Source organism: Burkholderia sp. WSM2230 (assembly GCF_000472445.1).
Classification (GTDB): domain Bacteria; phylum Pseudomonadota; class Gammaproteobacteria; order Burkholderiales; family Burkholderiaceae; genus Paraburkholderia.
The window spans coordinates 25387-48623 of sequence record NZ_AXAJ01000010.1; the positions used below are offsets into that span (position 1 = coordinate 25387).

Consider the following 23237-nt stretch of genomic DNA (forward strand, 5'->3'; position numbering starts at 1 on the left):
GATGGTGCAAGGTGTACCCATGATTGCGATGAAAGATCCGCGCAACGACGACAAGAACCTGTGGGTTGGCTGGGACGAGTATCACCGGCTGATCGAATTGCTGGCCATGGCGGTGCATGAATCCGGCTGGAAGTTCGACAAGATCCTGTGCCTCGCGCGCGGTGGTCTGCGCGTGGGCGACCAGCTCTCGCGCATCTACGACCTGCCGCTCGCCATTCTCGCTACGAGCTCCTATCGCGAAGCGGCCGGCACCGAGCAGGGCGAGCTGGACATCGCGCAGTACATCACGATGACGCGCGGCGAACTGCATGGCAACGTGCTGCTCGTCGACGATCTCGTCGATTCGGGCGTGACCCTCGCACGTGTCCAGCAGCATCTGAAGGAACGCTATCCGGCCATCACGGCAGTGCGTTCGGCGGTGCTCTGGTACAAGGGCTGTTCGAAGGTAAAGCCCGATTATCACGTGCAGTATCTGCCTACCAATCCCTGGATTCATCAGCCGTTCGAGGAGTGGGACACGGTTCGCCCGCACAACCTGGGCGCGTGGATCAAGCGCGGCATGGCGCAAGCGCAGGAGTCCTCGGAAAAGTGATGCGAAGGCAGCGCATCCAGAGCGGAGCCCGATGGGGCTCCGTTTTTTTATGCGCGCGCCGACACGCGTTGCACTTCGCCGGCGCGCGATGACATTCGCCGCACGCCGATCCGCACAGCAGACGCACACATATCGCAGTGCTACACTGCGCGGACCATCCACGTGGTGTATCCACAACAAGCCGGGCGGCTTCAGGCAGGCGGTTTAGAATAGCGGTCGTTTTTTCCGCCCAGGAAACGGATTTCCTCGCGTTTATGACAGATAACAATCACGTGCACAAACAGCCACTGCCTTCCCTCGCGCTGGCCGCGATCGGAGTGGTGTTCGGTGACATCGGCACGAGCCCGCTGTATGCGCTGAAGGAAGCGTTCAGCCCGTCGCACGGCATTCCGCTGACCGAGCAATCCATTCTGGGCGTGATTTCGCTGCTGTTCTGGGCGATCGTCATTGTGGTCGGCATCAAGTACGTGTTGTTCGTGATGCGCGCGGACAACAACGGCGAAGGCGGTGTGCTCGCGCTAATGGCGCTGGCGCTGCGTTCGCTGGATGAAAAATCGAAAATGGCCGGCTTGCTGATGATGCTCGGCATCTTCGGCGCCTGCATGTTTTATGGCGACGCGGTGATTACACCCGCCATATCAGTGATCTCCGCGGTCGAGGGGCTTGAGATCGCCGCGCCTCATCTTTCTCACCTGGTGTTGCCGCTCACTATCGTGATTCTCGTGCTGCTGTTCTGGATTCAGCGGCACGGCACGGCAACGGTCGGCCGGCTGTTCGGCCCGATCATGCTGCTGTGGTTCGCGGTGCTCGCCGCGCTCGGGGTCTGGCATATCGTGCAATCGCCGAGCGTGATCCGCGCGCTGAATCCCTATTACGCGTACTCCTTCATGGCCGCGCACGTGCTGCAAGCCTACGTCGTGCTGGGTTCGGTCGTGCTGGTGCTGACGGGTGCCGAAGCGCTCTACGCGGATATGGGGCACTTCGGCGCGAAGCCTATCCGGATGGGCTGGTACTGCCTCGTCATGCCGTCGCTGGTGCTGAACTATTTCGGCCAGGGCGCGTTGCTGATGCACGACGCGAAAGCAATCGAAAATCCCTTTTTCCTGCTCGCGCCGCAGTGGGCGTTGCTGCCGCTGATCGTGCTGTCGACCATCGCGACCGTGATTGCTTCGCAGGCCGTGATATCCGGCGCGTATTCGTTGACGAGCCAGGCGATTCAGCTCGGCTACGTGCCGCGCATGAAGATCCTGCACACGTCGGAGCTGGCTATCGGCCAGATCTATGTGCCGGTGGTGAACTGGATGCTGCTTTTCATCATTCTGTGCATCGTGATTGCGTTCAAGAGCTCAGATAACCTCGCCGCCGCATACGGCATCGCGGTGACGGCCACCATGGTGATCACCACGATCCTCGCCTGCGTGGTGATGGTGAAGGTCTGGAACTGGAACAAGATCCTCGTCGCGCTGATCATCGGCGTATTCATGACGATTGATATCGGCTTTTTCGGCGCGAATCTGCTGAAGGTGGAAGAGGGCGGCTGGCTGCCGCTCGGCATCGGCGCCTTGCTGTTCTTCCTGCTGATGACCTGGTTCAAGGGCAGGATGATCGTGAAGGAGCGCACGGCCGCCGACGGTATTCCGCTCATGCCGTTCCTGCAAGGCCTGCTAGCGCACCCGCCGCATCGGGTCTCGGGTACGGCCATCTACCTGACGGGCAGCGATTCGCTTGTGCCGGTCAGCTTGCTGCATAACCTCAAGCACAACAAGGTGCTGCATGAGCGCACGATTTTCCTGACTTTCATCACGCGCGACATTCCTTATGTGAACGATGCAGAGCGTTTGACGGTGAGGAATGTCGAAGGCGGTCTGTATCTCGTCAAGGCTGCGTACGGCTTCAATGAAACGCCCGACGTCAAGGCCGTGCTCGCGGAAATCAGCCGCACTCACGACATGACGTTCGAGCTGATGGACACGTCGTTTTTCCTCGCCCGCGAAACGGTCGTGCCCACGCAATTGCCCGGCATGTCGGTGTGGCGTGAACGCGTATTCGCGTGGATGCATCAGAACGCCGCGAAGCCGACCGACTTCTTCAGCATTCCGGCCAATCGCGTGGTGGAGTTGGGGACGAAGATCGAAATCTGACGGCGCCGCTGGTTCGCGCTGTTCGCGTGCATCGCGAAGCGCGTTGCGGGAAGCAAAAAACCCACGGCATTGCGTGGGTTTTTTATTGGCTATCGGGTAAGAGAGAAGCGAGTAAAGCCAGGCGCGCAAAGACAAGCGCACGTTCGGTGGCGCACAAGCACTTCGCACACCGAACGCACGGGCTCCTTACTTCTGCTTGAGCTTCGCGAAGGCCGCGGCCATCGCGCCGCCCGGTTCGGGCTCGCGCGAACGCTGCGGCGCGCCGCGTCCGCTGCCGCCGGAGCGGCCGAAGCCGCCGCGCTCCTGCTGTGCGCCGCCGCTGCGTGCCGCGGCTGCGCCGAACTCGTCATCCAGACGCATGGTCAGCGCGATGCGCTGCCGCTTCACGTCGACTTCGAGCACCTTGACCTTGACGATCTGTCCGGCCTTGACCACCTCGTGCGGGTCCTTGATGAACTTCGTCGACATGGCCGACACGTGCACGAGACCGTCCTGGTGCACGCCGACGTCGATAAACGCGCCGAACGCCGCCACGTTCGTCACCACGCCTTCGAGCACCATGCCGGGCGTGAGGTCGCTGACTTTCTCCACGCCTTCGCGGAACGTCGCGGTCTTGAATTCCGGGCGCGGATCGCGGCCCGGCTTTTCGAGTTCGAGCAGGATGTCGCGAACGGTCGGCAGACCGAAACGATCGTCGACGAACTCAGTGGGCGACAGACCACGCAGCGCGTCGCGATTGCCGAGCACTTCGCCCACGTGCTTGTTGATCTTCGCGAGAATCCGTTCGACGACCGGATACGCTTCCGGGTGCACCGACGAGCGGTCGAGCGGATTCTCGCCGTTGTTGATGCGCAGAAATCCCGCCGCCTGTTCGAAGGTCTTGTCGCCGAGACGCGGCACTTTGCGCAGATGCTCGCGCGACGGGAACGGGCCGTTCGCATCCCGGTAGTCGACGATATTGCGAGCCAGCGTGGCGTTGAGCCCCGACACGCGCGCGAGCAACGCGACCGACGCGGTATTCGCGTCCACGCCGACCGCGTTCACGCAGTCTTCGACTACGGCGTCCAGCGAGCGCGCCAGTTCGCGCTGGTTCACGTCGTGCTGATACTGACCGACGCCGATTGCCTTAGGCTCGATCTTCACGAGCTCCGCGAGCGGGTCTTGCAGACGCCGCGCGATCGACACGGCGCCCCGCAGCGACACGTCCATGTCCGGAAACTCTTTCGCCGCGAGTTCGGACGCCGAGTACACCGACGCGCCCGCCTCGGAGACGACGATTTTCTGCAGCTTGAATTCCGGATGACGCGCGATCAGTTCGCTCGCGAGCTTGTCCGTTTCACGCGACGCCGTGCCGTTGCCGATGCTGATCAGCTCCGCCTGCGTCTGCGCGCACAGACGCGCGAGCTTCGCAATGGAGCCGTCCCAGTCGCGGCGGGGCTCGTGCGGATAGATGGTGTCGGTGGCGAGTACCTTGCCGGTACGGTCCACCACCGCGACCTTGACGCCGGTGCGCAGGCCCGGATCGAGGCCGATCACGGCCTTCGGTCCTGCTGGCGCGGCCAGCAACAGGTCCTTCAGATTACGCGCGAACACGCGAATCGCTTCGTGTTCTGCTTCGTCGCGCAGGTTCGTCAGCAGCTCGTTTTCCAGGTGCGGCTGCACCTTCACGCGCCAGCACCAGCGGCACACGTCGGAGAGCCATTTGTCGGCCGGACGGTTCTGATTGGCAATGCCGAAGTGACGCGCGATCAGCGCCTCGCCCGGATGCGGCACTTGCGCGTCGAGTTCTTCGCCAAGGCCGAGCTTGATCATCAGCACGCCCGCATTGCGGCCGCGGAACAGCGCCAGCGCGCGATGCGACGGTACGGTGCGGATCGTTTCCGCATAGTCGTAGTAGTCGCGGAATTTTTCTTCTTCAGCGGTTTCCTTGCCCTCGACCACTTTCGACGACACCACGCCCTGATTGAACAGGTAGTCGCGCAGCTTGCCGAGCAGTTCGGCCGTTTCGCCGAACTGTTCCGAGAGGATGTCGCGCGCGCCGTCGAGCGCGGCTTTCACATCGGCGACGCCTTTTTCCGCGTCCACATAAGCGGCGGCTTCGGTTTGCGGATCGAGCAGCGGATTGCCGAGCAGCGCGTCGGCGAGCGGCTGCAGGCCGGCCTCACGAGCGATCTGCGCGCGCGTGCGGCGCTTGGGCTTGTACGGGAGATACAGGTCTTCGAGCACCTGCTTGCTGTCGGCGCCTTCGATGGCGGTGCGCAGCTCGTCGGTGAGCTTGCCTTGTTCGTCGATGCTGGCGATGATCGCCGCGCGCCGGTCTTCCAGCTCGCGCAGATACAGCAGGCGTTCCTCGAGGTTACGCAACTGCGTGTCGTCGAGATTGTCGGTCACTTCCTTACGGTAGCGCGCGATGAACGGAACAGTCGCTCCTTCGTCGAGGAGTTGCACCGCGGCCGCGACCTGGCGCGGCTGTACGGACAGTTCGGCGGCGATGCGCTGTACGATCTTGAGTGCTACGGTTTCCGTCATAAGCTGTTGGGTTTCCTGCGGGACTCGGTCAAGGGCCGTGCGCCGGCGGCGCTTTGCGGCGCCGGGCACGCAGTGCGTGCGGGCTGCGGCCAGATGGCTGGAGCGGGGCATTTTGCCATAAATGCCAAAGGGCTCAACCGCGCCGGGGTGATAGAATTTCGGGCATGTTCCGTCGACCCTCTTTGACGTTGTCAATCACGTTGCCAATCACGTTGCGATTCTCCTTTTTGTTCAACCGCCAGGGCCCGAGCCCGGTCTTCAGCTCGCCACACTTGCTGCCGTTCGCTTCGCGCGCCGCGGGCTGGTCCGGTGCCGACAGTTGCGCGCCTGTGACGGGCCGCACGTCTTTGGGATCTTGCGCAGCATGGGTGATGGCAGCGATGCTCGTCGTGCCCGCCGCGGCTTCGGCGCAGTCGGCGGCGCCCGCTGTCATGCCCGCAGTGACGCCCGCAGTGACACCCTCAGTCACGCCCTCAATCACGCCCTCAACCACGCCTGTCCTAGCGCCCGCGGTCGCACCTGCAAGCGCGGGCTCGCAAGGCGCGAGTCCAGGTGCCAAGGCCGATGCCGCTGCCGGCGACGCCCCAGGCGCCGCCTCTCTCGACAGCGAATTCGACGCGCGGCAGAAAGTGCTTGATCAGCGCACCGAGGAAAACAACTATCGCTATGGCGTTGCCGAGCACGACTGTTACAGCAAGTTTTTCGTCAATCACTGCCTGAATAAGGCGCGCGATCAGATGCGCACGGTGCAGGCGCAGATTCGCAAGGAGCAGCTCGCGCTCGACGGCGAAGAGCGGGTCGAGCGTGCCCGCAAGCGTGACGAGCAGGCGGCGCTCAAGCGCGCACAGGAACAGGCGAGCGCGCCGCAGCGTGCCGCCGAAGACGCGCGCAACGCCCAGGCTTACGAAGAAAAGCAGCGCCAGCATGAACTCGATCAGGCGCAGCGCAAGGCCGAGGCTCCGCAGCGCAGCGCGAATGCTCAGGCGTACGAGGAAAAGCAGCGTCAGCACGCAATCGATCAGGCGCAGCGCGGCATCAGTCCGTCGCAGGCGGTGGCCAATCAGCGGGCCTACGATCAGAAGCAGAGCGACTTCCAGCGCAAGCTCGACGAAGCCCGCCGGCAGGGCGCGCAGAAAGCGCAGGAGCGCGTCGAGAAGCAGAAGAGCTTCGAAAAGAAACAGGCCGACGCCGCTCAGCATCGAGCCGACGTCGAAGCGCGTCAGAAGCAGGCCGCCGAAAAAGCCGAACAGAAACGTCAGGAACAGCTGAAGCAGCAGAAGCAGCTGGAAGATCAGCAGAAACAACAGCAGCAACAGCAGTAGCAGCAACAGCAGTAGCAGCAACAGCAATAGCAGTCAGCCGCGGCCCCGCTGCGTTCGTGTGGCGCCGGTGCGGCGCACGTCCGCGCAGCGGTCCGCGGTTGTAATATCGCGGTAGCGCAGGTCGCAGCGACTGTAGGCGGTGCGCAGAGAGTCGCCGTAACGTGTTTTGAGCCGGACAGCAACCTCAGGCAATGGGCTGAACATGGCAAACATGCAGCCCACGCCGCAGTCGAGCGGAGGCGAGCATGCGGGATCAACATCAGGTCATCAACGCGGAAACGCTTCGCGACCGGATTCTGCAACTGGAATCGGAGCACAGTGGGCTCGACCGTTTGATCGACCGAATGTCGGATGAGCCGGGCATCGACGACTTCGAGCTGCGGCGCCTGAAAAAGCGCAAGCTCAAAGTCAAGGACACCATCATCTTGCTGCAATTGCAGCTCGAACCGGACGCACGCGCCTGAGTTCGCGGCCTGGCAGGCGCCGGGCGCGCGCCGCGCGGGCCGGACTTTGCAGGAAACGCTTGCCTTGAATTCACCGCTTGAAACTTCACGACGCGCGAGTACCGCCGACGACGCTGCAGAAACTGGCGCGCCCGCGCCGCGTCCCGCCGCGTCGGCGCTGAGCGCCACGCTCGATCCGCGCCGCGCCGCGGAACTCAACGAGATTTTCGCCGACAACGGCTTGCTGGCGCGGCAGATCGACGGCTACCGCTCGCGGGCGTCGCAAATCGAAATGTCGCGTGCCGTCGCGGCCGCCATGGAAGCGTCGGGCCGCGCGATGCCCGAGCCCGCGATGTTCGAGGCGCAAAAGCGTCCGGCGCGGCGTCTGCAAACTGGGGGCGCCGATGCCGCAGGCGAGACGGCGCAAGCAGACGAAGCACAGGCTCTCGACGGCGCCGAGAACACGCTGATCGTCGAGGCGGGGACGGGCACCGGCAAGACCTACGCGTATCTGGTACCGGCCATGTTGTGGGGCGGCAAGGTGATCGTGTCCACGGGCACCAAGCACCTGCAGGATCAGCTGTTTCAGCGCGATATTCCGACCGTTCGCGACGCGCTTGCGGTGCCTGTATCGGTGGCCATGCTCAAGGGCCGCGCGAATTACCTGTGCCACTACTATCTGCAGCGCACGGCCGATAACGGCCGCTTGCCGTCGCGCCAGGAAACCTCGTATCTGCAGGACATCGTCCGCTTTGCGAAGATCACGCGCACCGGCGACAAGGCGGAGCTTGCGAGCGTGCCCGAAACGGCGGCCGTGTGGTCGATGGTCACGTCCACACGCGAGAACTGTCTGGGCCAGGAGTGTCCTCACTACAAGGACTGCTTCGTGATGCAGGCGCGCCGCGAGGCGCAACAGGCCGACATCGTGGTGGTGAATCACCATCTCTTTTTCGCCGACATCATGCTGCGCGATACCGGCATGGCTGAGCTGCTGCCCACGGCCAACACGATTATCTTCGACGAAGCGCATCAGCTTCCCGAAACGGCCACGCTGTTTTTCGGCGAGACGCTTTCCACTGCGCAGTTTCTCGAGCTCGCACGCGATTCGGTGGCCGAGGGCTTGGGTCATGCGCGCGACGCGGTCGATTGGGTCAAGCTCGGCTCGACATTGGAGCGTGCCGCGCGCGACGTGCGGCTCGCGTTCAAGGAAGATTCGGTGCGTTTGTCGATTGGCCAGTTGCCCGACAACCATCCGTTGTTCCCCGCGCTCGAAGCGCTCGAAACCGAACTCGACGCGCTCGAGTCCGCGCTCGCGGGGCAGGCGGAGCGTGCCGAGTCGATCGGCGCATGTCTGCGCCGCGCGCGCGAGTTGCAAGCGGTGCTGGCCGGCTGGACGACGCCGCCAACGGAGCTCGAGCGTCAGACTGTGGATGCCGATCGAAGCGGCGCAGCTGAAGGCAAAAGCGAGCGTGCCGATCCGAACGAAAAGGTGCGTTGGATCGAAGTCTTCGCGCATACGGTGCAGTTGCACGAGACCCCGCTTTCGGTCGCGCCCATCTTTGCGAAGCAGCGTGCCGGCGTGCCACGCGCGTGGATCTTCACGTCGGCTACTTTGTCGGTGCGCGGCGACTTCACGCACTACGCCGCGCAAATGGGCCTCAACGCGAAACGTTCGATGACGTTGCCGAGCCCGTTCGACTATCCGACGCAAGGGCTTCTGTACGTGCCGCGCAACCTGCCACAACCGTCATCGCCGATGTTCACCGACGCGGTGTTCGATGCCGCCTTGCCGGCAATCGAAGCATCGGGCGGCGGCGTATTCATGTTGTGCACGACGTTGCGCGCCGTGGACCGCATCTCCGCGAAGTTGCGCGATGTGATCGAGTCGCGCGGCTGGAACTATCCGCTGCTGGTTCAGGGCGATGCGAGCCGCACGGAATTGCTCGATCGTTTTCGCGCGTACGGTAACGCGATTCTCGTCGGCAGTCAGAGTTTCTGGGAAGGTGTCGACGTGCGGGGCGATGCGCTCTCGCTCGTGGTGATCGACAAGCTGCCGTTTGCGCCGCCTGACGATCCGGTTCTGTCGGCGCGGCTCGATGCGCTGACGAAGAAAGGTCTGAGCCCCTTTGCGGTCCATCAACTGCCGCAAGCCGTCATTACGCTAAAGCAGGGCGCAGGCCGTCTGATTCGCGCCGAAACCGACCGCGGCGTGCTGATGATCTGCGATACGCGTCTCGTCGATAAGCCTTATGGACGCCGGATCTGGCAAAGCCTGCCGCCGTTCAAGCGCACGCGTGAGATCGAGGTGGTGCGCGAGTTTTTCGAAGAGAGCGGCAAAGTCGAGCAATAGGCGGGGCCGAAATATCCGCAGTTGCATTCGCCCGAGATGCGCTGTGAAAACCGGCGCTGCAAAAAACGGCGCTGTGAAAACCGGCGCTGCAATAGCAAAACGCCACGGACTCACATCCGTGGCGTTTTGCTTTACCACTCGGGAAATCGCGATGATTTCCCGATGCAGTTTCCGCCCGAAGGCGAACCCTACGCGACAGCTTACTGGCTTGCGCCCGAAGCCGGAGCAGCAGCCGAAGCAGCAGCGCCTGCGTCCGAAGCAGCGGTCGAAGCCGAAGCAGCAGCGTCGCTCGCAGCAGCAGCCGCACCCGAAGCAGCAGCAGCCGAATCCGAAGCAGCGGCAGCCGGTGCCGAAGCGGCAGCTGCGTCGCTAGCCGGGGCAGCGGCTTGATCGTTGCTCTTGTTGCATGCAGCCAGTGCCACAGCTGCCAACAGGGATGCTACGAGGAGGGATTTCTTCATGATCACGTCCTTTTATGGTTAAAGGTAAGCAACAGCGCAAAATAATACCGGTAATGTGCTCCAACACCGACCTGGGCCGCTGGTGGAGACGCTCTTTTGACGAGCAGGAATCTTCCCTACGGCTTGGGCGGAAATTATATGCACTTTCGTACTGACAATCCATAAATCCGGGGTCAATACGTTGTCTTTCTCATACAAAATTTCAATGTACTGTGTATAACAGACACGCGAGGCTAGGCAAGCTCGCCCATCTGTATCCAGCCCGCACGATACCACTCGTGTAGCCGTGCTGTCACCGACGAATCGTGCGAGAGTGTTACAAAGCGTTTCGCACTCAGACGGCGGTGATCTGCGAGGTCAAACAGCCACTTTTTCGAACCGTCGAATGACGTTTTCTCTCCATTTACGAAGAAAAAGCGGCGGTTGTACAACAGGTTGGTCTTGCGGTCCAGTCGGACACCTGATTTCGACGCCTGACTGATAAAACGGGCTTCGTTGAGCGGCCTTTGCGGCGGATCGAAGACGACACTCGGCTTGGGTTCGCTGAGATACGTGCCAAGGAACGACGCAATGTCCTGCTCATTCCACCTGATGCCAGCAAGGATTGCGCCAACCCGCTCGACGAGCGCTGCCGGCAACTGCGCCGGGCGGTCGACGGCAGGCTGCTGCGGATCGCGGTAAAGAGCGCCGGCCTGCCCATTTGCTTCGCCGCGTTCGGCGAGGTGGTAAAGGAACTGGGCCGTCAGCTCGCCTGCCGACGCCGCGCGAAACCCGATCGAGCAGGTCATGCATTCGCCCTCGGCCACGCCGTCGTGTGCGATATGCGGCGGCAGATACAGCATGTCGCCGGGCTCCAGCACCCACTCTTGTTCTGCCTCAAAGTTCTGTAAAACTTTCAATGGCATGCCGGGGCGCAGCGTCAGATCTTTCTGCCCGCTGATTCGCCAGCGCCGCTTGCCTTTTACTTGCAACAGAAACACGTCGTAGGAATCGAAGTGCGGGCCCACGCCGCCGCCATCCGTCGCGTAGGAGATCATCAGATCGTCAAGACGCGCGTCTGGCACGAAGCGGAAGCGGTCGAGCAGGGCGCGCGCGCGGTCGTCGTGCAGGTCGACGCCTTGCACGAGCAGCGTCCACGCGCGCTGCTTCACCGTCGGCAGTTCGTCGGGCGCGAACGGGCCGTGCTCCAGTTGCCACTTGTTGCGAAAGTGCGTGATGAGCCGGGACTCGACTTCGTCCTGATCCGCCAGTTCGAACAGCTCGTCGCGCGAGAGCGGCGCCTCGACGTTGGCAATGGCCTGGCGGATCAGCAGAGGCTTTTTCTGCCAATACCGGCGCATGAATTGCGACGGCGTGAGGTTCCCGAGCAGCGGCGTGGGCGTGTCGGGCGGAGGCGGGAGAAGCGCGGAAGCCGGCTTTTTAGCCGATGACGAATTGCGTGCCGAAGCTGCTTCGGCCGGGTGGTCAGTGGGCCGCTTGGGCATCGTATAATGTGAGTTGTATTCTGGAGAATCGAATGAAAATCGCAAAGAACACCGTCGTGTCGGTCGCTTACAAGTTGTCGGATGCGCAAGGCAATCTGATTGAAGAGAGCGACGAGCCGATGGTCTATCTGCACGGCGGCTATGATGGCACGTTCCCCAAGATCGAGGAAGAGCTCGACGGCCACGAGGCCGGCTTCGAGACCCAGATCCAGCTCGAGCCGCAAGACGCGTTCGGCGAGTACGACCCGGAACTCGTGAAGATCGAGCCGCGCAATCGCTTTCCGGAACCGCTCGAAGTCGGCATGCAATTCGAAGGCACGCCGGAAGAGGGCGACGAGGATCTCGATTCGCTCGTCTACGTGGTGACGGACGTCGCTGAAGACAAGGTGGTGCTCGACGGCAACCATCCGCTCGCCGGCATGGCGCTGCGCTTTGCGTTGACGGTGAAAGACGTGCGCCCGGCCACCGAAGACGAAATCCAGCACGAACACGCGCATGGCGCGGACGGTCTGGAAGTGCTCGACGAAGACGACGACTCAGACGACGAAAGCGGCAAGTCAGGGCCCACGCTGCACTGAGCTTGCAGGCCAGCCGGGAGTGCCCGAAGTACTCGAGGCCCCCGGCGCATTCCGCTGCGCAGGCGGAACGGACGTCGCGGGCCCGTAGCCGCCGCCGCCCTGATCGGCGGGAATATGCGGCAACTGTTCGAGTTGCTGCGAGTCGGGTTGTGGCTGAGTTGGCGTCTGAAAGAGCGGCGGCAAGTCAGAGGCCGGTCCGAGCGACGGCACCGCCGGCATCGAGGCGGCAGGCTCGTCTCCTGGCAATACAGGCGGCGTCGCAGGCATCGGCAATTGCCGCGGCACATTGCGCACCGTCACGCGGAACGGCGGCTTTCTGTCGGAGTCCGCCTCTATCTCGATCCACTGGTTATGACGATCATGCGGCGCAAGCGCGATACGCGTGAGGTTCGTCACCAGATTCCCCTTGTCATTGCGTAACGGCTGGTCGATCACGAAGTCGCCGCTTGCGCGTTCGTCGTCGCAATGAATGACGAGCACCGGCCCCTGGAAGGTCTGCGCGAGTTTCACGAGGCTGCGCTTGAACTCGAGAAATCCGTCGCGGCGCGGATTGCGTCCAAAGCGCAACCATGCAAACCGCTCGGGCCTTTCATAGCGCTCAGGATCGGGATCGCCCTGAATGAACACGACGATCGCGCGTGCGTCGCGGCGCTTTGCATATTCGCCGGCGTGCTGGAGCCAGAATGCGTTGGCGACCACACGGTCTTCGAACTCGCCGTTGCGGCCGCCCGCTGTCAGATAGTGATTGTTCGGGCTCGGCGCGTTCAGCGCGACGAACACCGTATCGCCCATCTGCCAGCGGGCATTTTCGCGATAAGGACGAAAGCGCGATACCTCGCTTTCGCGCGTCAGCGGCATCGGGTTCTGACCCATTGAATTGGCGTCGCCGAGCAGCGTCTGGCGCAACTGGTCGAGCCGTTCCACTGGATCGAAGCCGCCAGCCTGCGCGCTCGCGCAATCGACCCAGTCATGCTGGCCTGGAATGAAAAAGAGGGCAGGCCGCGAAGTTTCGAGCACAGCGTGCCGCCGTTCATAGAGCGCGTCGCGGCAGGCTTCCTTCGGGCCTTTCAGATTGCCGTCGTACACGATGAACGACACACCTCGCTCGCGACCGATTGCGTCGATGAGCCGCTGCGTGGGCGCTTCGTCCGCGGGACTTTGCATCGTGTTCGCGATGACCGCGAAACGGTAGCTGCGCGCTTGTGCGTGAGCGAGAGAGACCGGCAGCGAGCACGCGAAAACAAGCGCGGACGCAAGTGCCGCGCCGCGCGATCCACGGCTGCTTGCTAGCGCAAAAGCAATGGCGAGTGCCGCGCGGAATCGGCGCGGCCGCTCGGCAAGAGCGCCTGCGTCAATGATCGGCATCCGGCGCAGCGGCCAACTCGTGCAGTTCATACAGCAGATCGAGCGCTTCGCGCGGGCGAAGATCGTTTGGATCGATGCCGCGCAACCGCTCGACAAGCGCCTGCATTGCCGGCGCTTCCTTCGCGGCCTGCGGTTCGTCGTCGTCCGCATCTTCGAGCAGCGTTGGCGACGGCGCGGCAAAGAGATCCAACTGCGGCGCCGGCTGTCCGGCCGACTGCTGTTCGAGATAAACCAGGTGCTTGCGCGCCGAGCGGATCACCGCGTTCGGCACGCCGGCGAGCTGCGCGACCTGCAGGCCATAGCTTTGACTTGCCGGCCCTTCGTTGACTGCGTGCAGGAACACAATGCTGCGTCCATGTTCGACCGCCGACAGATGCACGTTGGCCGCTTGCGGAAATTCCGCCGGCAGTTGCGTGAGTTCGAAGTAGTGCGTCGCGAAGAGCGTATGGCAGCCGTTGTGCGCAAGCAGATGCCGCGCGATGGCCCACGCGAGCGCGAGGCCGTCGAAGGTCGACGTGCCGCGGCCGATTTCGTCCATCAGCACGAGGCTTTGCGGGGTTGCGTCGTTCAGGATGGCGGCGGCTTCCGTCATCTCGACCATGAAGGTCGAACGGCCGCCGGCGAGATCGTCGGCGGCGCCGATGCGCGTGAAAATGCGGTCGATGGGGCCGAATGCCGCGCGCCGTGCCGGCACGTAGCTGCCCACGTAGGCGAGCAGCGCGATCAGCGCCGTCTGCCGCATGAACGTCGATTTACCGCCCATGTTCGGGCCGGTGATCAGCAACAGTTTGCGCTCGGGCGTGAGTGTGCAGTCGTTTGCGGTGAACTGTTCCACCTGGGCTTCGACCACCGGATGCCGGCCCTGCTCGATTTCGATGCCCGCGTCCGGCGAGAAGCTCGGCGCGACCCAGTCGAGCGCGCAAGCGCGTTCTGCGAAAGCGGCGAGCAGATCGAGCTCCGCGAGCGCAGACGCGACGCGCTGGCAGTCCGGAATGAACGGCAACAGCGCCTGCAACAGCGCGTCATAAAGCGAGCGCTCGCGGGCGAGTGCGCGTTCCTGCGCGGACAACGCCTTGTCCTCGAACGTCTTGAGTTCCGGCGTGATGTAGCGCTCGGCGTTCTTCAACGTCTGACGGCGCCGATAATCGTCCGGTACCTTGTCGGTCTGGCCGCGCGTGACTTCGATATAAAAGCCGTGGACCTTGTTGTATTCGACGCGCAGATTGCCGATGCCCGTGCGTGCGCGCTCGCGCGTTTCGAGGTCGATCAGGAACTGTCCGCAGTTCTCCGAAATATCCCTGAGTTCGTCGAGTTCCGCATCGTAGCCGCGGGCGATCACGCCGCCGTCGCGCACCATGGCGGCTGGCTCCTGTGCGATGGCGCGCACGAGGAGTTCGACACATGCTTGCGGCGGCTCGAGCGACGCGTCGATGCGTGCAAGCGATTGCGCGTTCGGTGTAACAGCAGCGAGTTTCGCGCGAAGTTCGGGCAGCGCGATAAAGGTATCGCGCAGGCTCGACAGATCGCGAGGGCGCGCCGACAGCAGCGCGAGACGGCCGGTGATCCGCTCGATATCCGAGATATGGCGCAGCGCGCCGCGCAGCGCGTCGACGTCCGCGCCGGCGGGCGCCTCGAGCAAGGCGCCGATGGCCTGCTGGCGCGACTGCGCATGCATCGGATCACGCGGCGGATGATGCAGCCAGTGACGCAGCAGGCGGCTGCCCATGGTCGTGCAACAGGTGTCGAGCAACGAGCACAGCGTGGGCGATTCGGTGCCGCGCAGCGTCTGCGTGATTTCGAGGTTGCGCCGGGTGGCGGGGTCGAGGCCGATATATTCGGATTCGTGTTCCACCTTCAGGCTGCGCACGTGCCGCAGTTGCTGGCCTTGCGTGGCGGCCGCGTACAACAGCAGCGCGCCCGCCGCGCCACACGCGCAGGTGAGCGAATGCGCGCCGAAGCCGTCGAGTCCGGCCACTTCCAGTTGATCGCACAAACGCTGCGTACCTGAGGCAACGTCGAAATGCCACACGGGCACGCGGGTCAGCGCGCGAGCGCCCGTGGGCGGTGTCCACCCGGTGTCGGCGTCGGTATCGGCAACCAGAATTTCCGCGGGGTCGATCCGTTCGAGCGCGGCGGCCACCTGATCGGGCGCGACTTCGGCAAGACGCAACGCGCCGCTCGCAAGATTCAGCCACGCGAGCCCGACGCTCGTCGCGACGCCGCGGCGATTGTGCGCGACGCACATGGCCAGCAGGAAAACGTCGCTCTTGTCGGACAGGAGCGCGGCGTCCGTGAGCGTGCCCGGCGTGACGACGCGCACCACCTTTCGCTCGACCGGACCCTTCGACGTGGCCGGGTCGCCGATCTGCTCGCAGATCGCCACCGATTCACCGAGCTTCACCAGTTTGGCCAGATACTGTTCGACCGCGTGATGCGGCACGCCTGCCATCTTGATCGGATTGCCCGCCGACGCACCGCGCTGCGTGAGCGTGAGATCGAGCAGACGCGCGGCTTTTTCCGCGTCGTCGAAAAAGAGTTCGTAGAAGTCGCCCATCCGGTAGAACACCAGTGTGCCCGGATGCTCCGCCTTGATGCGCAGGTACTGCTGCATCATCGGCGTGTGTTGTGCGACGTCGCTGGCCGCTGCGGTTTGAGTGCCCATCCTCGGTGTCTTTCTGCTTTAGCTGTTCAGGGCGTGAGTTTAACCCGCCGGCGCGGCGAGCGGACCCTGGCCGAATGGCCAATGCACGCTGCCGGGCTGTGTATCGCGTCGCGGCGCGTCGCCGTGCCGAAACGCCGTCACGCCGTGCGAGCCGCGTCGCCGGTATGGTCGCCTGCGGCGACACGCCGCGTTCCGCTTACACGGCCATCATTCCTCGAGCAGCGCACGCATATTGGCGGTGCGTTCGTTCGTCGCGCTGCGCCGTTTTGCGAGCCACATCATGAACGTGACGAAAACGCCGAACACGACGATGATCCATTGCGCCGGCATCTTCGCCGTCAGCAGCAGCGCGTACGCGCCGAGCATCAGCAGCACGGCGAGATTCTGGTTGAAGTTCTGCACCGCGATCGAATGTCCTGCGGACAGCAACGTCGCGCCGCGATGCTGAAGAATCGCGTTCATCGGCACGATGAAAAAACCGGACAGCCCGCCGAGCAGGATCATCAGCGGATAGGCGAGCACGATGTACACCGGCGCCACATACGAGCCGATGTGAATGCCTGCGCCGGCTGGAAAAAGGTTCTTGTTGTAGAAGGCCATCGCAATGGCCACCGCGCCGGTGACAATGCCGACCGGCAGCACGCTCAGCGAGCGGCGCAACGGAATCAACGCAGCCGCTGCGGCCGCGCCCACGGCAATGCCGAGGCCCGTCACGCCTTGCATGACGGCCGCCTTCGAAAGCGACAAGCCGAGGTTTACGTTGGCCCATTTCAGCACCAGCAATTGCAGGGTCACCGCGCCGCCCCACATGAGCGTCGTGACCCACAACGCGATCTGCGCGAGCTTGTCGCCCCACAGCACGTTAAAGCAGTGGTAGAAGTCGCCGACGAGCTTCGTCGGTTCCGAGAGCCGGTTCGGATAGCGCGCGCCGGTGTCGGGAATGAACACGTTGATCGCGGCCGCAATCGCGTAGGTGAGCATGACCGCGAACATCGCAAGATCTGCCGCTGAGCGGATCAGCGGCAGATGCGCATGGGCGACGAACCTGTCGGCGAATGTGCTGATGAGCGCGCCGCCCACCATCGTGCCGACGATGGTCGACAGCACGGTGGCCGATTCGAGCCACGCGTTGGCCTTGACGAGCTTTTCGGCGGGCAGCAGCTCGGTGAGAATGCCGTATTTTGCCGGGGAATAGGCGGCCGCGCCGAAGCCGACCACGCCGTAGGCGATCATCGGATGCACGCCTGCAATCATCATCATGCAGCCGCTTGCCTTCAGCGCATTCGAGATGAACATCACGTGGCGTTTTTGCAGGGCGTCCGCGAATGCGCCGACAAAAGGTGCGAGCAGCACGTATGAAATGGTGAAGAAGATTTGCAGGAGCGGTGTGACCCACGCGGCAGAGCGGATCACGGACAGCAATGCAATGGCGGCGATGAGCAGGGCATTGTCCGCCAGCGACGAAATGAATTGCGCCGCGATGATTGTGTAGAAGCCTTTTTTCATTGAAGCGGTACGAGGCGCGAACGAAGCCCAAGTAGCGCTCACCGAGCGCGCAGGCGGGCGCAGCGTGGAACGCGAAATGCAGCCGGCGAAGATACTGCGCCGGCGCGGCTTCCCGCTTTGTAGCACGAACGCCCGCACGATGCAGGCGCGCCAACAAAAAAGCGGCCGAAGCCGCTCGTGCTGAAAGTGTCCGTCGAGGTGAGTGGCTGACGGTGCTCCGGCTCGCGGGCACCGTCGCACTCACGCGGTCAAGAAGGGCTGCAGCCCGCCTCGCGCGGGCCCGACTGGGACCGCATGCACGCAGCGCCGCCGCGCACCTTCAGGCCGCTTGCTGACGCGTGCGGCTGTAGCGCGAGAGGATAGGCACCATCTGCGCATAGATCTTCGGATTGCCGGCCACAACCTCGCCTACGTGCAGGAAGTCCGAGTCGCCGGTGTAGTTGCCGACCAGGCCGCCCGCTTCGGTAATCAGCAGGCTGCCTGCTGCGACGTCCCACGGGTTCAGACCTTGCTCGAAGAAGCCGTCCATGCGGCCTGCCGCCACGTTGGCCAGATCCAGCGCGGCCGCGCCGGGACGGCGCAGGCCCGCGCACGCTTGCGTCATTTCGGCGAACTGGCGGCCGTATGCTTCGAGACCGTCCGTTTCGCGGAACGGAAAGCCGGTGCCGATCAGGCCGTCGGCGAGACGGTCGCGCCTTGCGACGCGAATGCGGCGGTCGTTCAGGAACGCGCCGCGGCCACGCGAAGCGGTGAAGAGGTCGTTGCGGGTCGGGTCGTACACCACGGCCTGAGTCACGATGCCTTTGTGAGCCAGCGCGATCGACACGCAGTAATACGGAAAGCCGTGAATGAAGTTGGTCGTGCCGTCGAGCGGATCGATGATCCACTGGTATTCGGACTCGTTGTCCGACTTGCCCGATTCTTCCGCGAGGATCGCGTGGTCGGGATAGGCGGTCTTCAGCGTGTCGATGATTGCCGCTTCAGACGCCTTGTCGATCTCCGTGACGAAATCGTTGTGCTGTTTCTTGCTGACCTGGATCAGATCGAGGTCGAGCGAAGCGCGGTTGATAATCTGGGCTGCGCGGCGCGCGGCCTTCACAGCGATATTGAGCATGGGATGCATGGACTGATCCTTGTGCCGGGGCAGCACGGCTGCTTGCCGGTAAATGAGCGCTACGCGCGCGCTAACAGGCGCCCTCGATGAGGCGCGGAAACAGCACGGAACGCTTGCCCCGGTACGGGACCGGCGCGCATTCCGCCAACGGAGACGAATTGAATAAGAACGAGGCGCCCGGCCCTGGTTGATTGCCTGTACTCATGAGAACTGGCTCAGGGTGCAGCGCAGTGAGGCGCAGGCCGGACGCGAATTTGCGTATTTTACCTGAGTCCGCGGCTCGCGGCAGCGTTCGGGCCGGGCGGGGCGCTCGCTGACGGCTGCATAGCGCTTGCCACAGTTCGGCGGCTTCGCGCGTTGGCGCTACCATACGCGTTCTCCGACTTGCAGAACTTCATCGTGGACCACACCCACCATTCTTCCGATCCCGCCGTGGCCGACTTGCGCGGCGGCTTTACATCGACACGCTTCGTCCTGGTCGAGCCGAGCCATCCAGGCAACGTCGGCGCCGCGGCGCGCGCGCTCAAAACCATGGGTTTCTCGCGGCTCGTGCTGGTCTCGCCGCGCGTGCCGCATGTGCAAAGCGACCCGGAAGCCATTGCGATGGCCAGCGGCGCGGACGACGTGCTCGCCTCCGCACACATCGTGCCGACGCTCGCCGATGCGCTCTCGGGCGTGCACTGGTCGCTCGCGCTCACCGCGCGTCAGCGCGAATACGGTCCACCGCAATGGACGCCGCGCGCAGCCGCCACTCTCGCGCGCGACGAAGCCTTGCACGGCGAGATCGCGCTCGTGTTCGGCAACGAGCGCACGGGTTTGTCGAACGAAGACGTCGAACGCTGCAGCGCGCTTGCGCATATTCCGGCCAATCCCGCGTACAGTTCGCTGAATCTTGCCCAGGCGGTTCAGGTGCTGGCGTACGAGCTGCGCATGATCTATCTGACGAGCGGCGCCGAAGCCAACGCGAACGCCAAAGCCAAAGCCAACGCCAACGCCAACGCCAACGCGCCGGCAAGCCATGCACCGCAAACGCCGGCCGCCTCAGCCGCAGCCGCCGAGCCCGCAAGTCCACGGGCCGCGAGCGACGACATCGAAAGCATGTTCGCGCATCTCGAAAGCGCGCTCGTTGCGCTCGAGTTTCTCGACCCCGCGAATCCGAAAAAGCTGATGTCGCGCTTACGGCGGCTCTTCGCGCGTTCGGGCCTCGAGCGTGAAGAGGTGAACATTGTGCGCGGCATTGCCAAACACATCTTGCTGAAGACTGGCCGCAAGGACGACGGCGCCCGCTAAAACGCCGCGCGGGGCAATCTGCCGGCGAGCTGGCGGAAGCCGACTAGCACCACGACCTTTTCCGCTACATGGACTTCCGGCAGGTTTCTGGGAACCGTCCTACAATCCTCGAAACGTTCTAAGCAAAGCTGCCGATCAGCTATACGGCAGCCATGCACGCGCGCATGCTGTTTTTCGCATGCGGACTTTCTCCCACAACACATCGTCCCTGCCATGTTCACGAGACTTCGCGAAGACATTGCCACGATCCGCGAGCGCGATCCCGCCGCCCGCAGTGCCTGGGAAGTGCTCACGTGTTATCCGGGCTTGCACGCGCTGGTGCTGCACAGGCTTGCGCATGCATGCTGGCAGGCGCGGCGCCGCTGGCTCGCGCGTTTCATTTCGCAGATAGCGCGCTTCATGACCGGTATCGAAATTCATCCGGGCGCGACCGTTGGGCGGCGCGTGTTCATCGATCACGGCATGGGTGTCGTGATTGGCGAGACCGCGCAGATCGGCGACGATTGCACGATCTACCAGGGCGTCACGCTCGGTGGCACGTCGCTCACGCGCGGAGCGAAGCGGCATCCGACGCTCGAGCGCGGCGTGATCGTGGGCGCGGGCGCGAAGGTGCTCGGCGGTTTTACGATCGGCGCCGATGCGAAGATCGGATCGAATGCAGTGGTGACGAAGCCTGTACCGGCCGGTGGCACGGCTGTCGGCAATCCGGCGCGGATCATCGTACCGGCGGCGGCTTCGAGTGTCGGCTCCGCGGCTGCTTCAGCGGCGGCCGCTTCACGTTCCGCTTCAGCGGCGGCTTCCGGTTCCGTTTCAACGGCTGTTGCGGCTTCGGCCGCGTCTGTCGTGGCGAAGGCTGCTGCGGTTGCCAATGGCCGCGCGAGTGAGGTTTCGAAGGGCGTAACTGTCGAGCGCGCTTCGTCCAATGGCGGGACGCGCGAGGGCGAGGGCGGCAAGGCCGTGACCGAGCGCAGCACGTTCTGCGCATACGGCATCACGCCGAATGCAGACGATCCGGTGTCGCTGGCTATCCACGGGCTGATCGATCATGCGGCGACGCAAGCCAAACGCATCGACGAAATCGTGATGGCGCTCGAGCATCTGGGCACGAGTCTCGAGGGCCTGCAAGGCGCCGACGCGGCGCTGCTCGATTTGCGGCGGCTGTCCGCGGCGATCGCGGGCAAGGTGGACGCAGCAGTGGCGGCGCGTTGAATGCATGAAGCGGGCGCGTTGTCATGCGCGTGAAGGCGCGTGCGCAATCGTCGCCGCTTGCCCAGCACGACCGTCGCGCCTGCGGACATCCCTCTCACACAGCATCCCGCTCAATCCAGCGGCAAGGCCCTGATTCCTTCAGAGTCGATACGCAGGTAGCCGCCGCGCCGTTCGCCGTGATCGAGATCCCAGTCGGGCAGCACCCAGCGTATGCCGCCGGGTTCGCGATGACGCGCGGGGCGGTGCGTGTGCCCGTGAATCATCGTGGCCGCTTTCGACCACTTGAACAATGCGGCGACGCCTTTCGGCGTCACGTCGTACTTCAGCGAAACAGGACGCATGCGGCCGTCCTCGCTCTTTGCCCGCATGTTTTCCGCGAGCGCCTGACGCCACGAAAACGGCGACGCGAGGAAGAGCAGCTGCGCGAGACGAATGCGCGCGAATCGGCGGAATAGCTGATAACCGCGATCCGCGGTGCACAAGCGGTCGCCATGCGCGAGCGCCACGCGCGTGCCGAATGCGGTAATCACAAACGGGTCCGGCAGCCAGATTGCGCCCGCCGCTTTCATGAAGCGCTTGCCGAGCAGAAAGTCGCGATTGCCATGCATGATGTAAAGCGCAATGCCACGCTCCGTGAGCGTATGCAACAGGGCAGCCATACGCGCGGCGAACGGCTCGGCGAGCATGTCGTCGCCGATCCAGTACTCGAACAGATCGCCGAGAATGAAAACGGAATCGGCCTGGTCGGCGGTGACGCGAATGAAGTGTTCGAACGCGGCGACCGTGCGCGGGATCGCCTCGCTCAAATGAATGTCGGAGAGGAACAAAAACGGGCGTGCGGCGTGCGGGCGTCGGCCCTCGCCAGGCACGCCCGCAGCGACGCTTCGCAGCGGCGTTTCTTGCAGCATTGAAGGTGCCTGTGTCTCAGCTTTCTAGTTAAGGCGCGCGCGATCAGTCGACGATCACGGCTTTTTCGATCACGACGTCGTCGACCGGCACGTCCTGATGAAAGCCCTTCGAACCCGTCTTGACCTTCTTGATCTTCTCTACGATGTCCATGCCTTCGACGACCTTGCCGAACACCGCATAGCCCCAGCCTTGCGGCGTGGGCGACGAGTGGTTCAGGAAGTCGTTGTCGTTCACGTTGATGAAGAATTGCGCGGTTGCCGAATGCGGGTCGTTGGTGCGCGCCATTGCAATCGAGCCGTTCACGTTCTTCAGGCCGTTGTTCGCTTCGTTGTTGATCGGCTCGGCCGTCGGCTTCTGCTTCATGCCGGGTTCGAAGCCGCCGCCCTGAATCATGAAGCCGTCGATCACGCGGTGAAACACCGTGTTGTCGTAATGGCCGGCCTTCACGTAGTTGAGGAAGTTCTCAACCGACTTAGGTGCCTTCTCGGCGTCCAGTTCGAGTTTGATGACGCCGTGGTTCGTATGCAGTTCAACCATGATGGAATCCTTTGATGAACGGGTGGGTGGAGAGAACGCGGCGCGCCGTCGTGCGCTTGTAAAACGTTCCGCGCACCTTGATGCATTTGACGACGGCCGCGCGGGGCGTGAGTGTGACGCTTCTACGCTTGCGTTACCTGTTCCTTTACTTGTTCTTTACTTGCTGCCAACCACAGTAGCCGATTCGATCACGATCGGTTTTTGCGGCACGTCGCCCATCGGTCCGCGCGTGGTGGTCGGCGCGGCTTCGATCTTCTTCACGACGTCCATGCCGCTCGTGACCTTGCCGAACACCGCGTAGCCGTTGCCGTCCGGATTCGGATAGTCGAGGCCCGCGTTGTCTACGGTGTTGATGAAGAACTGCGCGGTGGCCGAGTTCGGATCGCTCGTGCGCGCCATTGCGAGCGTGCCCACGGTGTTCTTCAGACCGTTACGGCTTTCGAGAGGAATCGGCGCGCGCGTGGGTTTCTCGGCGAAGCTCTGCGTGTAGCCGCCGCCCTGAATCATGAAGCCGCGAATCACGCGATGAAAGATCGTGCCGCTGTACTGGCCGGACTTCACATAGTCGAGAAAGTTGGCAACCGTCTTCGGCGCTTTCTCAGGATACAGCTCGACGCGAATATCGCCTTCCGACGTCTTGAGGAGGACGGACGGATGCGCGGCCTGCGAACCGGACTGGGCGAACGCGGGGGCGTTTGCGATCAGGGCGGCGCTGCCGAGCGCCAACATCAACCATTTCATGAAA

The 23237-nt window shown here is 63.5% G+C and carries 19 protein-coding genes; 8 read left to right on the plus strand and 11 right to left on the minus strand.

Annotated features, from left to right (window positions below; translation table 11 throughout):
* Position 1 precedes the first annotated feature (1 nt).
* Together A3AC_RS0119450 and A3AC_RS0119455 are read left to right on the plus strand one after the other, a co-directional pair.
* Positions 2–592 carry a phosphoribosyltransferase gene (locus A3AC_RS0119450; RefSeq protein ID WP_025600914.1) on the plus strand — a complete coding sequence of 197 codons (591 nt, stop codon included), beginning with the start codon at positions 2–4 and terminating at the stop codon, positions 590–592.
* Between the two features lie 254 nt (positions 593–846).
* On the plus strand, positions 847–2733 hold the full coding sequence (locus A3AC_RS0119455; RefSeq protein WP_025600915.1) for a potassium transporter Kup: 1887 nt from the start codon (positions 847–849) through the stop codon (positions 2731–2733).
* A gap of 186 nt (positions 2734–2919) precedes the next feature.
* On the opposite strand, the gene A3AC_RS0119460 is transcribed toward A3AC_RS0119455, so the two are convergent.
* Positions 2920–5262 carry a Tex family protein gene (locus A3AC_RS0119460; protein WP_025600916.1) on the minus strand — a complete coding sequence of 781 codons (2343 nt, stop codon included), beginning with the start codon at positions 5260–5262 and terminating at the stop codon, positions 2920–2922.
* A gap of 133 nt (positions 5263–5395) precedes the next feature.
* Positions 5396–5695 carry a hypothetical protein gene (locus A3AC_RS31075; protein ID WP_025600917.1) on the minus strand — a complete coding sequence of 100 codons (300 nt, stop codon included), beginning with the start codon at positions 5693–5695 and terminating at the stop codon, positions 5396–5398.
* Here A3AC_RS31075 and A3AC_RS30120 point away from each other — a divergent pair.
* From A3AC_RS30120 to A3AC_RS0119480, 3 genes are all read left to right on the plus strand, one after another.
* Positions 5694–6584 (plus strand): hypothetical protein, encoded by an 891-nt coding sequence (locus A3AC_RS30120; RefSeq protein ID WP_232231967.1) that lies wholly within the window; start codon positions 5694–5696, stop codon positions 6582–6584. The genes A3AC_RS31075 and A3AC_RS30120 overlap by 2 nt on opposite strands.
* A 245-nt stretch (positions 6585–6829) precedes the next feature.
* Positions 6830–7048, plus strand: coding sequence for a DUF465 domain-containing protein (locus tag A3AC_RS0119475; RefSeq protein ID WP_013338815.1), 219 nt, complete (start codon positions 6830–6832; stop codon positions 7046–7048).
* A gap of 64 nt (positions 7049–7112) precedes the next feature.
* On the plus strand, positions 7113–9377 hold the full coding sequence (locus A3AC_RS0119480; RefSeq protein ID WP_025600919.1) for an ATP-dependent DNA helicase: 2265 nt from the start codon (positions 7113–7115) through the stop codon (positions 9375–9377).
* Between the two features lie 200 nt (positions 9378–9577).
* On the opposite strand, the gene A3AC_RS31080 is transcribed toward A3AC_RS0119480, so the two are convergent.
* Positions 9578–9838: a hypothetical protein gene (locus tag A3AC_RS31080; protein ID WP_081652994.1), complete on the minus strand. Its 261-nt coding sequence runs from the start codon at positions 9836–9838 to the stop codon at positions 9578–9580.
* A gap of 233 nt (positions 9839–10071) precedes the next feature.
* Positions 10072–11322, minus strand: a complete 1251-nt coding sequence (locus tag A3AC_RS0119490) for a cupin domain-containing protein (protein ID WP_025600920.1) — start codon at positions 11320–11322, stop codon at positions 10072–10074.
* Positions 11323–11354: 32 nt separating this feature from the next.
* Between A3AC_RS0119490 and A3AC_RS0119495 the strand changes: the two genes are divergently transcribed.
* Positions 11355–11900, plus strand: a complete 546-nt coding sequence (locus A3AC_RS0119495) for an FKBP-type peptidyl-prolyl cis-trans isomerase (protein WP_025600921.1) — start codon at positions 11355–11357, stop codon at positions 11898–11900.
* Here A3AC_RS0119495 and A3AC_RS0119500 read toward each other — a convergent pair.
* The 4 genes from A3AC_RS0119500 to A3AC_RS0119515 all read right to left on the minus strand — a co-directional run bounded on the left by A3AC_RS0119500 (position 11880) and on the right by A3AC_RS0119515 (position 18556).
* On the minus strand, positions 11880–13295 hold the full coding sequence (locus A3AC_RS0119500; protein WP_442856514.1) for a hypothetical protein: 1416 nt from the start codon (positions 13293–13295) through the stop codon (positions 11880–11882). The genes A3AC_RS0119495 and A3AC_RS0119500 overlap by 21 nt on opposite strands.
* On the minus strand, positions 13252–15927 hold the full coding sequence (gene mutS / locus A3AC_RS0119505; RefSeq protein WP_025600923.1) for a DNA mismatch repair protein MutS: 2676 nt from the start codon (positions 15925–15927) through the stop codon (positions 13252–13254). The genes A3AC_RS0119500 and mutS overlap by 44 nt, the downstream gene beginning before the upstream one ends.
* A 207-nt stretch (positions 15928–16134) precedes the next feature.
* Positions 16135–17571, minus strand: coding sequence for a lysophospholipid transporter LplT (lplT, locus tag A3AC_RS0119510; RefSeq protein ID WP_442856515.1), 1437 nt, complete (start codon positions 17569–17571; stop codon positions 16135–16137).
* 181 nt (positions 17572–17752) lie between these two features.
* Positions 17753–18556 (minus strand): inositol monophosphatase family protein, encoded by an 804-nt coding sequence (locus A3AC_RS0119515; RefSeq protein WP_025600925.1) that lies wholly within the window; start codon positions 18554–18556, stop codon positions 17753–17755.
* A gap of 390 nt (positions 18557–18946) precedes the next feature.
* Between A3AC_RS0119515 and A3AC_RS0119520 the strand changes: the two genes are divergently transcribed.
* On the plus strand, positions 18947–19837 hold the full coding sequence (locus A3AC_RS0119520; RefSeq protein ID WP_025600926.1) for an RNA methyltransferase: 891 nt from the start codon (positions 18947–18949) through the stop codon (positions 19835–19837).
* 213 nt (positions 19838–20050) lie between these two features.
* Positions 20051–21046, plus strand: a complete 996-nt coding sequence (gene cysE / locus A3AC_RS0119525) for a serine O-acetyltransferase (RefSeq protein WP_025600927.1) — start codon at positions 20051–20053, stop codon at positions 21044–21046.
* Between the two features lie 110 nt (positions 21047–21156).
* Here the strand turns inward: cysE and A3AC_RS0119530 are convergent, their stop codons facing one another.
* From A3AC_RS0119530 to A3AC_RS0119540, 3 genes are all read right to left on the minus strand, one after another.
* Positions 21157–21954 (minus strand): UDP-2,3-diacylglucosamine diphosphatase, encoded by a 798-nt coding sequence (locus A3AC_RS0119530; RefSeq protein ID WP_025600928.1) that lies wholly within the window; start codon positions 21952–21954, stop codon positions 21157–21159.
* A gap of 43 nt (positions 21955–21997) precedes the next feature.
* Positions 21998–22492, minus strand: a complete 495-nt coding sequence (locus A3AC_RS0119535; protein WP_013588861.1) for a peptidylprolyl isomerase — start codon at positions 22490–22492, stop codon at positions 21998–22000.
* Between the two features lie 156 nt (positions 22493–22648).
* Complete coding sequence (locus A3AC_RS0119540) at positions 22649–23233, minus strand: peptidylprolyl isomerase (protein WP_025600929.1); 585 nt, start codon at positions 23231–23233, stop codon at positions 22649–22651.
* Positions 23234–23237 lie beyond the last annotated feature (4 nt).